The organism is Trichococcus sp. ES5 (assembly GCF_900067165.1).
Lineage (GTDB): Bacteria > Bacillota > Bacilli > Lactobacillales > Aerococcaceae > Trichococcus > Trichococcus flocculiformis.
Genome location: NZ_FJND01000033.1, coordinates 1 through 14,315 on the forward strand (window position 1 = coordinate 1; position 14,315 = coordinate 14,315).

The window sequence follows — 14,315 nt, forward strand, 5'->3', positions numbered from 1 at the left end:
TCCAATTTCTTCTTCCTCGAACCTAATGAATTGACCCATTCGAAAGCTTCTTCCGGTGTCTTCTCCATGTAGTTATAAACCGTTGTGCGGGATACCTTCAACTGCTTTGCGATTTGTTGGATGGAAAAGCCCCGCTCCTTCATCTGTTGAATTTCCAAATATAACATTAACTTCTTCTTCACCTTTCGTCCTCCAATAACCTAAGATACCTTTAAAAGTATACAGGATTGGAGATATTTTTTGGCGAAAGTGTTCAATCTTATTCATCGAAAACTGTTCAATTTAGTTTAGCACTGACAAGTAGTTGTATCTTTTAATCTCTTTCATTCATACTGGTAAAAATAAAACTCTTAGTAGGCTAATTACAGAATTTGTAGATAGCATTAGAAAAGACTTACTTTCGGAAAAATTTATAGCTCTAAACAAATAAAGTAATGAGCGCTCGTACCTATTAGAAAATAGAGTATGAGCGCTTAATTTTATAGCCTAATAGTCAAAACTTAAGATTAATGACACTAAATTAACAGACTATACGTAGTGTCTATTTGCTATGACCATATCTTATATCCATAAGTCAACTCAGCCGGACTAAAAGGGCTAATCTTACTAGAACACAAGCTGCACTTGATATGCAAATTAACCCTGAATCGGAAGGGTGTACTTAAGTTAGATATTAGCAGAGGGGTAAAGTAAAATTTATCTCTAGGGAATGTTTAGAAAGGATCGGGGTTACTTAACAAGTGGCAATTAATAATGCAGTAACAACGATAGATCGTATGCCGAACATCTCAATTTGATGCGTATTAAAGACGATTTCAAGCTCATCCGTAATTTACTCACATAAATGATTTGAAATCGTCTTAAAATGCTTTATTTTATAGCCCAAAATAGAAAGATTGCTTCAAGATGACGCCTAGAATGATGTCGAATATAATAATTAATAAATTACTTCCATAATCATTTTAATTTCTCCGGATGTTAAATCCTCGCTAAGAATACTGGTGACCTTTTGTCCAGGGCCAATCTCCTTTGATGATAGGTTTAACAAAGAGATAGGGATATAGATTAATCCGTTTTGTTTCAAAGACAGAGCCAATATTTTTTTCCTTGTTCGAATAGCTGCATCATAGCGAAGAGAAGAGTAAACACCTCTGCCAACAATAGAAATATGCTTCCCCAATAATAAATCAAGGCTACCTATTACTTGTAATTTCTGAAAGGTCGTCCCATCCGTTTTGATTTGAATATCCTGTAAATTTATTTTCCTGTCTAAGGCATCTTGAAAAAACAAGTGTGTGCCTCTGCGATAATCAATGCCACAGAGGTGCATAAAATTAGTTGTCGAAAAAATAATCGCTACCGTTGAGACTTCTCCGACAAAGGATACTTTTTTATCTACAAAATGTTCTTGTAAGAGATGGGCAGCCTTATAAATCGCGTTTAACTGTCTGGTAATTTGGGTTGTCTCTTTTATAGACATGCGTTTGTATTCTTTTTTTGCCACGTGTGAAGAATGCTCCTTTTTCCCAATAAAAAAAGCTGCTCAAAAGAGCAGCCTTTTATACAGGTTTAGTTTTGGTGCTTGCCACCCGCCGGACCCTTACGTTCCGGATTTGTATCGAGTTTAGTTTTGGTGCTCGCCACCCGCCGGACCCTTATGTTCCGGATTTATATCAAGTTGACTATGAGCCTGCTCTCATTTGTATATATAATATACCAAAAAAAGGTGGATTTGTCCAATACCGTGGCCAATTATAAGCGTCTTACTGTGCTTGTCTATTATAAAATTTGAGGAACGGAGTAGGTTATTGAGTACTACATTGACTTTTACAAGACCTGACAGTGACACCACTCAAAGTATATTCCGTAATAGCCATGTTATTAATAAAATTAAAAAGAGCACATATTGTCTTTTATCACAACCTGTCGAGCTTAGATTCCGAAGTGGGTCTCAACTTTACTACTAATTTATAGTGGAGATGCCTCGTCTACGAAGATCAGGTGTGATGTTAAGAAAATACTTTAGATACAAATAAGAATGGCATATCTATTATGTAATATATTTACAATTAACCCCAATAAAATTTAAAACGTTTATATTAAAATACATCTAAAGTAACTAGCTCAATAATAAATATATATCTTATTGAGCTAGTTACTTTAATAGATTAAATTAATATAGTAGCTTCGCCTAAAAAAAATGAAGTTCAATTAAAAAATAATTGCTACATAAAAAATTAAATTGGTTTTATTAATTAATATTGATTTTTAACTTCGAACATTCCTTTTGAAAAAAAAATTTTGATAAATGTATTTGAAATTTTTCGATTAGAAGTGTAATATCAAATCCAGTAAATTTTGATATGAAACCTAATATCGGAAATAGAACGGTAACTGATACCGAGATAGCAATTTGAATGTTTTTATGCAATTCGACGAGTTCTAATGTAAAAAAAGACAATAATCCGAGTAAGCAACAAATTAAAAATACTATAACAAAAGTAATAGTAGCAGCTCTTTTATTCGATCGTTTACGTATGATTTCTAATGTATTTGAATAGGCGCTATCTCTATCTTTCAGTTCTTTTTGAAGATTTTCATTTTCTTTTTTATGTTCAATAATAGATTCTTGTGCTTTCTGACGTTCTTTTTCTTTGACGAGTTCAATTTCGGTTAATCTTTGCTTCTCTATTTCCACTAGTATCTCGTTAGCAGTTCCTTCAGTAATAGCATTTTCGTCTCCCATAGTTTTATCCATAAGTATTTTTTTTGCTTCTGGAAGATACCTCAGAGTAACAATTTTATTTTTATCAATCAATTCGTTATTCGCTGTTAAAAGTTCTAATTTATCAATATATTTATTCCATAATCTATCGCTAGGATTAATAGCTGCAAGACAATCTGCAATTAACTTCAATGATGGTAAATTCGGGTATAATTGAGGGTTTTTTAACCACACAAGGTTTGTTACAACACTATCCGTTAATACAGGCGGTATTCCAATATTTTCTTGAGAAAGAAAATATTCTTTTGTTTTTTTTGCAAGCGTATTATTTGTTGTTACGAATATGGCTCCACAGTCTTCTATATTTGTAGGTTGCTTTCTTTTTCTGAGTCGCATTATTGATCCAACAGCCTCTACATCATTATCTAAAGAAATATCCTTGGTATAAGAGATATTTTTACTTAAAAATTCTAGAAAACCATTGTAATCTATTACATTAGAATAATCTTCATGATCATAATCACTATCTGGTGATATCTTAATACCTAATTGATTTTCAATTGAACTCTCAAGATCAGAAATTATTAGGTCGATATCTTCTTCATTAATTCCATTTTCTCTAAAATAGGTAATCGTATTATGACTATCTTTACCAGAATTTAAGTGATGCTTACTCCAAGTCAGAATACCTATTACTTCTGTTATATTCCTTTCGAAACAAAATAATTCAGCTTGATTGACTTTTAAAAGATTTAATAGTTCTGTACAGGGCATCTGTCTTTGGGGACCTGAATAACCCATAGCATACATAATAAATGAAGTATCGAAAAAGAACTTACTCCCAGTAAACTTTTTTTCAAAGTTACCAGAGGAATTATAGTACAAGGATTCTGAGAGCATATTACCTTTTACGATATTGAGGAATGTAGCATAATTATTGGGATCGCTCTCATTTATGTGTTGAACAAAATTAGCTACTAAATAGTTATCATAGTCTTTCTCATATTTATTAGTAAACGTTGTATCAAGTACTAAGTTAACATTATTTTCTTTGACAAAAAAATCTACCATTCCTATCAATTTTTCGTTACTTAAATCTAAATTCTCTCGATCACCAAAATTATTAATGATAAACGCTCTAAATGATTCAATTAATACATTAAAATCTTTAACCATGGAATCTGATTTACTTATAAGGTTTACGCTATCTATTTTTTCTAAGTCTGGCTTGTAAACATATCTATCGGATAACTCATATATCTTCTCTGTAAATAGATATCCTTTATCTGATAAGTTTCTGCATATAATTTTAATTATACTTGATGGTATTTCTAATCCAAACTCATCTTTCAAACCAGATTTCAAATCATCTTTAGATATTTGAGAAGGATTTGTTTTCTTAATAATTTCGAGAACAAATGGTTCGAAATTCGATAAAAAATTATTTTTTTCGTTATAGTTAACGCTTAAAATAGCATATGATACTAATTCACTATTACCCATAAACATACTCCTCTACTAATTATTATAATTCTAGATAATTTTTAAAAGATAACTAATGATATTATGATTAATATTATCAGAAAAAATTAAAAATAGTTTGTTTTTTAACAGCATTATTTGAATTTCCAAATACAAAGCAATCTGTAGAAGAAGTTCATTACTAAAAAAATCAACATAACTATTTTAAAAAATAAATATAGGTAATAGTTTTATTGCAACGCACTTCAGATTTGAAAATATTAAAACAATAATTTTTAACGATAATTTATGATGAGATAGCAGTTCGTCCTCATTCGGGAGAACAAAAAACGGGTGATTTATCAGGAATCTGGGCTATGGGATTCAAGTATGCAGGTACGACATATCGCGTTGCATATGAAATTAAAGATAATGCAGTGATACCTATCTTACTATGTGGAACGCATGAAAATTTTTATGAACAATTAAAAAAGATTAGGTAAGAACCCAACGTTATCAACTTGAGAGGATAGACTACACTTTAAAAGATAATTTTTAATAGCTGAGAGTTGTAATACCCTATATTTTTAAACCACTAACCTACGTATTTATGAAAAATAGAAAAATTAAAACGCATTTTAAGCCTCTTTCAAATCAAACGCTTCATCCTTATGCACAAAGAGGTCTTAAAATGCGTTATTTTGTATTGTTTTTTAGTAATAATAAAAAAATCACTCTGATTCTCCCATAAATATTATAGATTCCTATAAATTAAAATAGATTATTCCCTATTGTCTTTTAAGTAGCGATAAAGTGTTGCCTTGCTAATACCAGTCATTTCCGTAATTTCTATTACGCTATAAACCTGACTTTTATACAATTTTACTGCTCGATCAACATCTTTCTGGTTCACTCGTGGACGGCCACCTTTACGACCTCTCGCACGTGCACTTTTCAAACCTTCTTTGGTACGTTCAACAATTAAATCACGTTCGAATTGACTAAATGCTTGGAAGACAGTCATCATTAAGCGCCCGTGAGGCGTGCTTGTATCAAAGTTTTCTTTCAAGCTCACAAGCTTCACTTGGTGCTCTTCAAAATAGGTAACAAGGTCAATCAAATCCTTTGTACTACGACCCAGACGAGAGAAACTTTCTACAATTACCGTATCTCCCGGACGAATTTTATCTTTTAAACGATTTAATTGGGGACGATCCGCTTTGGTTCCCGTCATTTTCTCAGTTAGGATTTCATTGCAATTTTGTTCATTGAGTAAGTCTAATTGACGATTTAGTTCTTGTGAACGCGTACTCACCCGTGCATAACCATAAATGTATCCACTCATGCTTTTCTTCCTTTCGTACTTTAATTCTGATTTTATTGTATCATAAAAGGGTGTTATAGATACGTAGTTAATGTAACAAGTTATGATCCAAAATATCACCTCTTTTATTTAATAAAAGAGGTGATATGATTTTGTCTCATAATCGATTGTTTTTGAAACTTTAATAGTGTTGATAAAAATTGAAATATTAACGAAGTGGATCAAGAAGGGCTATCAAAACTGTAAGCCGTCATCAACGACTTTATTTGATTTCAGGCGGATGATGGTAAGCCTGTTGGCTTACAACTTGGTCAACTTCATGAAGACCATCTGCCTACCTGAAAAGGAAGCGACATTCCAAGTCGACCCATTGCGGCTCCGCTTGTTCAAGGTGGCGGGTAAATTAGTCCGCAGTGGCCGAAGATTGCTTTTACGGATGAGCTCCTCCCATGTCTATCAAGACTTGTTTTATCAGTTACTGGACAAAATCCAGCAACTCAGTTGGCAAGAGTAAAACAGCAATCAGCTTTTAAAAAGACATGGAATCACCAAGGGATTCGTGTGCCCAAATTCAGGAAGATTTCTTGTCGTTTCTTAAATATAAGTACATTTTATCTATGGTGATTAATTGGACATAGAATTTATTACGTGTTTATGGACATGTATTTCAGATTATTTAGGGAAAAATCATACAAAAAAATGAGTGTCCAGAAATGAACCATTTTCTGGACACTGCTATTCCTTTTCCAACGCTCGTAAAAGTTACATTACAACACCTACGAGCGTCTTTACTACCTTCATAATAGACACCTGTCCATTATCGGTAAATAAATCTTTTTAAAAGTCTCTTGCCTTCCTTTTATCTTTACTTTACTTTATAATATAGTAAAGTAAAGATAAAAGAGAGGGGGAGTCACATGTTAAACGTATCTGAAGTGCTCACGATCTTAGAAAAAGAAGGCCTTACGAGTTCTAGGCAAGTGGTCTTGCGTTGGATTCGTCAAGGAGACTTGCCAGCTGTACAAAAGACTCGGAAAGAAGGCTATCAGGTGGCGCAGTCAGACCTCGATGAATTTATCGCAAGGAAAAAAGAAACCGCTGCAAGCACCGAATCCACCGAACAGACAACCGACGACTATCAAGCAGGCTACCAGGCAGCCATAAAAGCGCTGTTGGAGATAGCTATGGTGAGTGGTGCAGGCGATCTTTTTCTTTTCAGGAAAAATGCCAGTATTCCGATCCATTTAGTGGATTTCAAGGAAATGGCTGCAAAAAATTTCAGCACCGGGAAGAATAATCCCTTCTACCAAACCGCGATCAAGAATCTCTTTCACCCATTCGGAAGGAAGACACCGGAGAACGTCACTTATGTCTATCCTTTGGGGGATTATTATAAACTGGCCAATCTGATTATCAGTAAAAAAGAATTGTCTGATTTCATGAAAGAGATGGATTTGGAAGGTGCCAGCCTTTCAGATGTTTTCGCGCACCTTTATCTTTACTATCTGACTTCAGGTAAAGTAAAGTAAGAAATACTTCCATCGATTCAGACAAAACGGGGCTTTTGGGACGTTTTATCCTTCTATTCAGAAAAAACAAATCCGAAATAACGCATTTTGAGGCGATTTCAGATTTGTTTTGCCGGTAAGCCATCATTAAGAAATGAAAGGGTGATTTCATGATTGACTATCGCTACCAAACCTTCCTAGTTTTAGCGGATTCCTTAGACTATGCAAAGGTTGAGGAAGAACTGTGCCTATCAAAACCAGCAGTCAAACAGCATATCCACTATCTCGAAACTGATCTGGAGGTTACATTATTCCAGAATCAGGGCGGGAATTTAGCGCTGACTAAGAAAGGGCAGTTGCTAAAAAATCGTTTGATTGTCATCAATGATCATATTGACGATTTGTTACGACAACTAGCGACCAAATAACTCCTAATCTTGAATAATCAAAACAAACTGTTATTCGTCATTATAGATATTTTTGTTTAACGAAATACGGTATAATCTAGCTCAAATTTGATTATGATCATTTATAACTTAAGTAGCAGGAATCCTATCAAAATAGGATTCTTTTTAGTTTCAACTTAATTACCACGGAGGCTATTATGATGACGAGGCCAACATTCGGGTACAGAGAATTCAAATCTCGACGAAGGACATGTCATTGCCGATTCCTTAGGGGTGTGGCAAACGCCTATAATATTACGCCACAATACAACGTGCTGAACCGTCACGGGGGCCAAGCTTATAAGAAACGAAATATTTAAAAAGACCACCACCCTCAGAAAAAAGGTGGTGTCCGACTGATATGTTTTGATAAATATATATTTAGGTTTGAACTGTTAATTTATATTATCCCTTAATTTACGCCGATTTGAATCTGTAATATACACTTCATTTAATTGTTCTTTAATGGGATTCAATCTTTCTAACATTATATTTACTAATTCTTCTCTTAACTCTTCTTCAAAAAACAAATAATGATCTTCATTATAAGTTTTCATAATGTGATAGAAATTTTCAAAATATTGGAGGTCATAGTTTACATAATTATTTTGTAACCAAATTAATTCGTTAGCTGGATTACCCAGATAAAAATCATCATTCATACCTCTTAACATCTTATAAACAACGGATCTAATTAATTCTATTGTTATTGATGGCTTATCATCAAAATGTAGGTATTCATAAGGTATAGAATGAAAGTTGAATCCCATATCAACAAATGTACAATCAATATGATCTATACTAAGTTTATACATCGTTACCAAATATTTTAAGTAATCAAAATCTGTAACGTATGAACAAGTATCATATTCAAAATAGTTATCATCACATACTTCTTTCATAATAGCCTTATAGCTTTTAAAAAAATCTGTTGGATCAAGTCCAACCATACTTATTGCTAGAGGATTGCCATAATCATCAAAACTTAAAAAAAATCTACAATCAATGTCCCCGCTTTCCCTATATCTCGGAAAACTTATAATACTGTTAATATTATGCATAATGATTTACCCCTTTTTAACAATTATACCTTAAACAGGTTAATTTAGTAAAAATATATGTCGTTTTATGTGGATATGAAAATTTTTTACAGAGTACGCTATTTACATATTTAATGTATCTAACCCCTATAAAGGGACAGTTGATACATTAAACAATTAATGAATAAATTATGACCGGCATCTACTTGTATCCATATTTGCCAAATAAAGAAGACCATAAATATCAACATTTGAAAAGATTTTGGTTACTATTATTGATGTTTTTACTATTTCTTTAAAGGCCACACCGTTAGCGCCATTCGGTTTGGCTAATCATCCTTTGTATCGTCCGTCCCATGTACCGTCAACGCGATGGCATAAGAACAGATAAATAAATTGCTAAAAAAAGGAAACGCAATGAATATTTTGCAGAATTAAAGTAAAAAATAAAGTAAAAAAGAAGCGTAATGTTGACAAGTTATTGCCTGCGGTCCTTCACCACAATACTAAAAATCATAAGAATTATGATTTTTAATGTATTACAAAAAAATATCACTTGATTTAAAAGTAGAGAAATTACTGAAAAACCGTTTAGTCATCATCAATGACCACATTGATGATTTATTACGACAACTAGCAACCAAATAACTCCTGAGTATTCAAAATATACTGACTTTCGTCATTATTGACATTTTTGTTTAACAAGATGCGGTATAATACTAGCATAGAATCTAGCTCGAAGGTGATAAGGAGGCAATAACAAGATGGACGTTCAATACAACGATCAGATGTATAGCTACAGTGCCTTATGGAATATTCTTTACGCAGACAACATTATTAATGATTTCTACACGGCTGTAGAAATTTGGGTAGGTGAGTCTCCTTATCAAATTGTCAAAGAGCAGGAAGCCGACCAGATAATGCGTGAACTTGTTAGGAATGGAATCGAAGATTCCGATGATTTAGATGATATTTTTTTAGGTGATTATTACGCTGATACTGTTGTTTTTGATGGAAAATCGTATCTATTTGATTACGAATCCATCAATAACCCTACCTACACAAACAATGCAGAAAGAGCTATAGAAGCTTTGATTCAAGAAATTAATGCAAAAACACCTCATTGTTGTGAGATACAGGACGACTATTTAGTTTCATAAATACTACTTTATACAAAATTAAGCCTGCGGACGAGGACAAAGGAGAAAAATTGTGAAAAAAATGAGTAGGGTGATTTTATTAGGCACTATTATGTTTACAATGGGAGCGTGTAAAAATAATAAAACTACAACAGAAGGCGTATTAGCAGAAAGTATTACTAATGAAAGTAGTATATCTGAAGTAGCAGAAAGTAGTAGCATTGTTGAGGAAGTAGAAAGTGGCCCCATTTTTGTAGGATCGCTGGGAACATATGAATTTATTTCCTTTGAACAAGTAACAAGCCATGTCGGCGATCTGCAAAGTATGGCAATCTTGATGAATTACACAAATACAAGTGATACTCAACAAAATCCTCGAGAAGCTTTTATTACAGATCTGGTTGGGGAACAAGAAACGGATACAACCGTTGAAACATTAGAAACTGTTACAAGTAGTGATGGTCGTATACCCCTGGATTATAGTAACCGTGAAGCGGTTGATATGGCAGAAAAAAATATTAAGCCTGGCGCAACTGTAGAAGTTGTTGTTGCTGTTCAGTTGATTTATCCGGGGAACCCCCTTTATTTGAGAGATTTGAATACTACTGAAATAGACAATGGTTCTAAATATGAAAAAATAATCGAAACCACCATTAAAGAAGCACCCGTACAAGAGGAGAATAGCTTAATTTCTTTAGAAAATTATAATCCATTAGAGGGTTATAATTCTTTAGAAATTGAATATGCTCGTATATTACTTATGACAGATGCTATAGATCCTAATTCCTCAGTTGTTTACGTAGCACATACACCTGCGGGTACGCCTATTTCATCCTATAGTAGTGGTTCAGAGGAATATCCCAACGATGTAACAATCTTATTCGGTGAGTATTCGGCTTCTGGTTCTATTACTTATTCTTCGAATGGAGATGGTACAATTACAATTTATCCGGTTCCATCACATTGGCACCAGAGTGACCAGTCACCAGAAGGGTATCGTGCGCTCACACAAGAGATATTGGATACGGCTCAAACGGTTTATGTTGATCCGGGTGACGACACTAATGTAATTAATAAAATTGAAAGTGTTGATTTTATGTACCAATAAGCCTATCCAGATTTAGAATACAAAGAAATGGCAGTATTTCTAGTGGAAGAGGACTATCAAATCTATAAAAATTAGGGAGGCGAAAACATGTACACGGACAATTACACAGAGCTACTTATTAAGGATAACACTGCTGAAACCGATGTCGAGCGTAAAGCCTTATTTCGAATCTTATCAACTGACGACTTATTCAGGAAAGTAACTCACTTGTATGATTTTAAGGAACACTCTATTAAACCGGAATCCCTAGAAAACGGAGAAGTGGACTTAAGCAGTAGTTCACGCAAATTAGTTATGGCGGCGTTTAACTTATACAATGGTCACTACGAAGCCGATTTATGTGATACCTTCGCTGGCCTTGACGACGAAAACTTCGACTTAATGATCCAAGCCATAAAAATTCGATTCAACAAATGATACTAGCAATTTAAATTTATTTAGAAGCTATTATGTCTTCATTTGATATAAGAATTACAAAAATAAAAAAACGGATGGTGACAATTTATGGCAGGTGGTCCTGGTATTAAAAGTAAAAAAAATCCTCATTACGATGAACCTTTACTCACCATTTATAAAACAGAAAATTCTAACATTGAAGATTTTATGCAGTCTGAAATTGATAAAAATGATAGTCCGCTGAAATTACAAATAAGCCATCAATCAGCAGCTATCGGTGAATTAGCTGGCCTGGCAACAGAAATAATTGATTTATTAACTGGGCCTTTCGTTACCTCAATTGTAAATCTCTATGGATTGATTACTATTGGATCTCATCTAACTTCATTTATAAAAAAAGCGAGTACCAATAATCAAAAAATAAAGGTTTCTGAAAAAGGAATAGGGTATATAGCTACATATTTAAATGAAGATAAGCTATTAAATAATCAAGATTTCGTTGAATTTATTGGCCCTTATTCAATATCAAATCCAAATTCCACGTTGAACGACCTTGTAAATATTAACATTTCTGGACTAGATAAAATTTCCGGTGTTTTGATAGCTTTTAAATTTAAGGAAAGCCTAGAAACATTTAGAATAGAGTGGCAGATATATAACAATAGCGGTCAGCTTGTTCTTTCATGGGTCACATATGATTCTCCGGAAACGATAACTGACTAATATTTCAAGAAAATATCTGGAATCCTATGAAGATAGGATTCTTTTTAATTTCAACTTAAAGAAGGAATGAATCGCATGATAAAAGGAATAAAGTTATTGTGGGCTATGAGCAGCATACTGTTGCTCAGCGCTTGTACCCCAACCGAAGCAATAACTGAAGAAGAAATAACAGCGTCCAGTTCGATCGAATCTAGCGTTGAATTCGCTTCAGTAGCTACCGATAAGGAAGAAAGTAAAGAAACCGAGGAATTCCCTTCAGAATCAGTCGGTTCCTTAGCGTATTCTGAAAGTGCCGACCCCCAATTGTCTGTATCTCTTGATGGCTATGCATTAATCGAAGTGTACGGCGGGGACTTGTCAGGCTATCGTGCAGCAAATGTTGTCGTTGATATCGGTTTTGGTGACAGGGAATATTGGGCCTACACAAATGAATTTGGGCAATTGGTTCGGGTTGTTGCAGCAGAAATTATTTTACAAGATGATGCCACTGAACCAGTGAATTCTGACGGACGCTATTATGATGACGAAGCATACGTTCCAGGTACAGAGAATTCAAATCTTGATCAAGGGCATGTCATTGCCGATTCCTTAGGAGGTGTGGCCAACGCCTATAATATTACGCCACAAGACAGTGTGCTGAATCGTTATGGGGACCAGGCTTATATGGAACGAAACATTGTACAAGCAGGTGGGGCCACTAATTTTGAGGCGATCATTAGCTACCCCAATACAACTACACAAGTTCCGAATCATTATAGGTACACCTATACGATCAATGGCTATCAAGTAGTAGATGATTTTCAAAATGTTAACCCGGATGAATACAATGCAGCACAAGGGCTAACGGGAGAGGATAGCTCAACTCCTGACAGTTCCGGAATAGCGGCATTCGCTGCGCCCGCCGAAACTGCTGGAGGAGACGTATCTGCTGTAGATACGAACGGCAATGGTCAAGTCACAATCCAAGAAGCGAAAAACGCGGGATACGCCATGCCAATTTATAGTGATCATTGGTTGTATCCGTACATGGATGACCGAGATGGGGATGGACAAGTCGGAGAATAAGTTTGAATATATAAAATGAGTCTGTCCCACCTATATATTTGAGAACATCTAAATTCATACCGAGCGGGGGAAGAGGTTGATTTTCATTACATTCAGCGTCTTTGCAGATTTTGAGTGAACTCTGATTTTGGAGCTTATGAAAGAAGGAAAGTGAATATCTAGGTAAATAAAAGCCTGATGGCTGGCGAATAAATAACTCAGCATGAACATACGAATTTGTAATAAATGCTTAATCTAGTAATTTTCTAATTATTAAGCTAAATATACTTTGTTTTCCTTGTACGTACTTATTTATTGTCTGTGTCTGCCCTTGTGATTCTACTATGTACTTTATCTTATATCCGTCCATAATAAATTCAATACCAAAACGTGGTATTATTTCAGGTATTGTTGTTTGGATCACCAGGTGCATTCCAGGACGAACATCTCTAATTTGATTTTTTAGGATTTCTCTTTTAGGAACTAATTTGTTCTTTTTTTCATCATATTCATATTCATAAGCTCTTATATTTCTCAAACTATGCTCATTTCCGGTTAAAACAAAGTTACTGGTATGATCTAAGTCTTGTTCATCATATAGAGGTAATACAGCGGATACTATTCTATTATTATATATTGAATCATAGGAATTTTGATCATTCTTTGGTACAAATTCGATATCGAGATGAATGTTATCTTTGGTTTGATTAAAGAAAACACCTATAAGTAATCCTATCAAGGCAATTGTAAAAGTTATTACATTGAAATAATCGTTAATAAATTCCAGAATATTTACGATTAAATCAAAAATGTCTATGCCTATACTGGTAATTTGGTCCAAGACCACTCCTCCTATCACAGTAAAAAATTAGTCTGAATTATTTTCAAATATCATGAATTTTATCTAAAAATATATACTTTTAACCTAATGTGTGTTTTGCAAGACCTTTCTACACAATATTGCAAAGAAAAAGTACACACCTTTGCGCCTGAAATTTTTCTCTGATTATTTTGGTCTTGATAGAGCGTTTTTGAGCCGGAAGCTCTCTCCGGTGAAACTTAAAATGTGTGCGTGATGAATCAAGCGGTCCACCAATGCCGCAGTCAAACGTGTATCGATAAACACCTTATTCCATTGGCTGAACTCCAAATTGCTGGTGATGATGATACTTTTAGTCTCATACCAATCACTGATCAGCTGGAAGAGCAACTCGGCGCCTTCCTTGGTGAACGGCACATAACCCATCTCATCTAGGATAACCAACTTTACCTTGTCAAAGCGGTGCTTGAAGGTCTCCAACGTGTTGTTCTTCCATTGACGTTCCAATTCTCCCACCAATTCAGAGACTCGCCAGAAGCGTGTTTCAACACCAGCATGCGTGGCCATTTCGCCAAGAGCAC

The 14,315-nt window shown here is 34.3% G+C and carries 16 protein-coding genes; 9 read left to right on the forward strand and 7 right to left on the reverse strand.

All coding sequences use genetic code 11. The features are described from left to right. From TES5_RS14140 to TES5_RS14150, 3 genes are all read right to left on the reverse strand, one after another. On the reverse strand, positions 1 to 182 hold a 182-nt coding region (locus TES5_RS14140), incomplete at its 3' end, for a helix-turn-helix domain-containing protein (RefSeq protein WP_143596730.1). 755 nt (positions 183 to 937) lie between these two features. After that, the gene (locus TES5_RS14145) at positions 938 to 1,480 is read right to left on the reverse strand and encodes a PBECR4 domain-containing protein (RefSeq protein ID WP_068562640.1); all 543 of its coding nucleotides are present in this window, start codon (positions 1,478 to 1,480) and stop codon (positions 938 to 940) included. A 771-nt stretch (positions 1,481 to 2,251) separates the two neighbouring features. Continuing rightward, the gene (locus TES5_RS14150; RefSeq protein WP_068562629.1) at positions 2,252 to 4,228 is read right to left on the reverse strand and encodes a hypothetical protein; all 1,977 of its coding nucleotides are present in this window, start codon (positions 4,226 to 4,228) and stop codon (positions 2,252 to 2,254) included. 260 nt (positions 4,229 to 4,488) lie between these two features. Between TES5_RS14150 and TES5_RS15075 the strand changes: the two genes are divergently transcribed. Further along, positions 4,489 to 4,689: a type II toxin-antitoxin system RelE/ParE family toxin gene (locus TES5_RS15075; protein WP_072763897.1), complete on the forward strand. Its 201-nt coding sequence runs from the start codon at positions 4,489 to 4,491 to the stop codon at positions 4,687 to 4,689. Between the two features lie 278 nt (positions 4,690 to 4,967). Here the strand turns inward: TES5_RS15075 and TES5_RS14155 are convergent, their stop codons facing one another. Then, positions 4,968 to 5,531 carry a recombinase family protein gene (locus tag TES5_RS14155; protein WP_068562630.1) on the reverse strand — a complete coding sequence of 188 codons (564 nt, stop codon included), beginning with the start codon at positions 5,529 to 5,531 and terminating at the stop codon, positions 4,968 to 4,970. A gap of 259 nt (positions 5,532 to 5,790) precedes the next feature. On the opposite strand from TES5_RS14155, the gene TES5_RS14160 reads away from it, so the two are divergent. From TES5_RS14160 to TES5_RS14170, 3 genes are all read left to right on the forward strand, one after another. After that, complete coding sequence (locus tag TES5_RS14160; RefSeq protein ID WP_232309425.1) at positions 5,791 to 6,024, forward strand: transposase; 234 nt, start codon at positions 5,791 to 5,793, stop codon at positions 6,022 to 6,024. Positions 6,025 to 6,427: 403 nt separating this feature from the next. Continuing rightward, a complete protein-coding gene (locus TES5_RS14165; RefSeq protein ID WP_068562632.1) occupies positions 6,428 to 7,039 on the forward strand; it encodes a helix-turn-helix domain-containing protein in 612 nt (203 codons plus the stop codon). A gap of 149 nt (positions 7,040 to 7,188) precedes the next feature. After that, positions 7,189 to 7,446 (forward strand): helix-turn-helix domain-containing protein, encoded by a 258-nt coding sequence (locus TES5_RS14170; RefSeq protein ID WP_068562633.1) that lies wholly within the window; start codon positions 7,189 to 7,191, stop codon positions 7,444 to 7,446. Between the two features lie 413 nt (positions 7,447 to 7,859). On the opposite strand, the gene TES5_RS14175 is transcribed toward TES5_RS14170, so the two are convergent. Then, entirely contained in the window at positions 7,860 to 8,525 is a 666-nt protein-coding gene (locus TES5_RS14175; RefSeq protein ID WP_068562634.1) for a hypothetical protein, read from the reverse strand. Between the two features lie 743 nt (positions 8,526 to 9,268). Here TES5_RS14175 and TES5_RS14180 point away from each other — a divergent pair. The 5 genes from TES5_RS14180 to TES5_RS14200 all read left to right on the forward strand — a co-directional run bounded on the left by TES5_RS14180 (position 9,269) and on the right by TES5_RS14200 (position 12,935). Further along, positions 9,269 to 9,664, forward strand: coding sequence for a hypothetical protein (locus tag TES5_RS14180; RefSeq protein WP_068562635.1), 396 nt, complete (start codon positions 9,269 to 9,271; stop codon positions 9,662 to 9,664). A 61-nt stretch (positions 9,665 to 9,725) separates the two neighbouring features. Further along, a complete protein-coding gene (locus TES5_RS14185) occupies positions 9,726 to 10,751 on the forward strand; it encodes a DUF5067 domain-containing protein (RefSeq protein WP_232309427.1) in 1,026 nt (341 codons plus the stop codon). An 87-nt stretch (positions 10,752 to 10,838) separates the two neighbouring features. After that, positions 10,839 to 11,168 carry a DUF6075 family protein gene (locus TES5_RS14190; RefSeq protein ID WP_068562637.1) on the forward strand — a complete coding sequence of 110 codons (330 nt, stop codon included), beginning with the start codon at positions 10,839 to 10,841 and terminating at the stop codon, positions 11,166 to 11,168. Between the two features lie 87 nt (positions 11,169 to 11,255). Continuing rightward, positions 11,256 to 11,870, forward strand: coding sequence for a hypothetical protein (locus TES5_RS14195; protein WP_034558262.1), 615 nt, complete (start codon positions 11,256 to 11,258; stop codon positions 11,868 to 11,870). Between the two features lie 105 nt (positions 11,871 to 11,975). Beyond that, on the forward strand, positions 11,976 to 12,935 hold the full coding sequence (locus tag TES5_RS14200; protein ID WP_232309429.1) for a DNA/RNA non-specific endonuclease: 960 nt from the start codon (positions 11,976 to 11,978) through the stop codon (positions 12,933 to 12,935). Between the two features lie 229 nt (positions 12,936 to 13,164). Here TES5_RS14200 and TES5_RS14205 read toward each other — a convergent pair whose 3' ends face one another. Together TES5_RS14205 and TES5_RS14210 are read right to left on the reverse strand one after the other, a co-directional pair. After that, complete coding sequence (locus tag TES5_RS14205) at positions 13,165 to 13,755, reverse strand: hypothetical protein (RefSeq protein WP_068562639.1); 591 nt, start codon at positions 13,753 to 13,755, stop codon at positions 13,165 to 13,167. A 165-nt stretch (positions 13,756 to 13,920) separates the two neighbouring features. Beyond that, positions 13,921 to 14,315: ATP-binding protein (locus TES5_RS14210; protein ID WP_198143370.1), on the reverse strand; the 395-nt coding region annotated here is incomplete at its 5' end.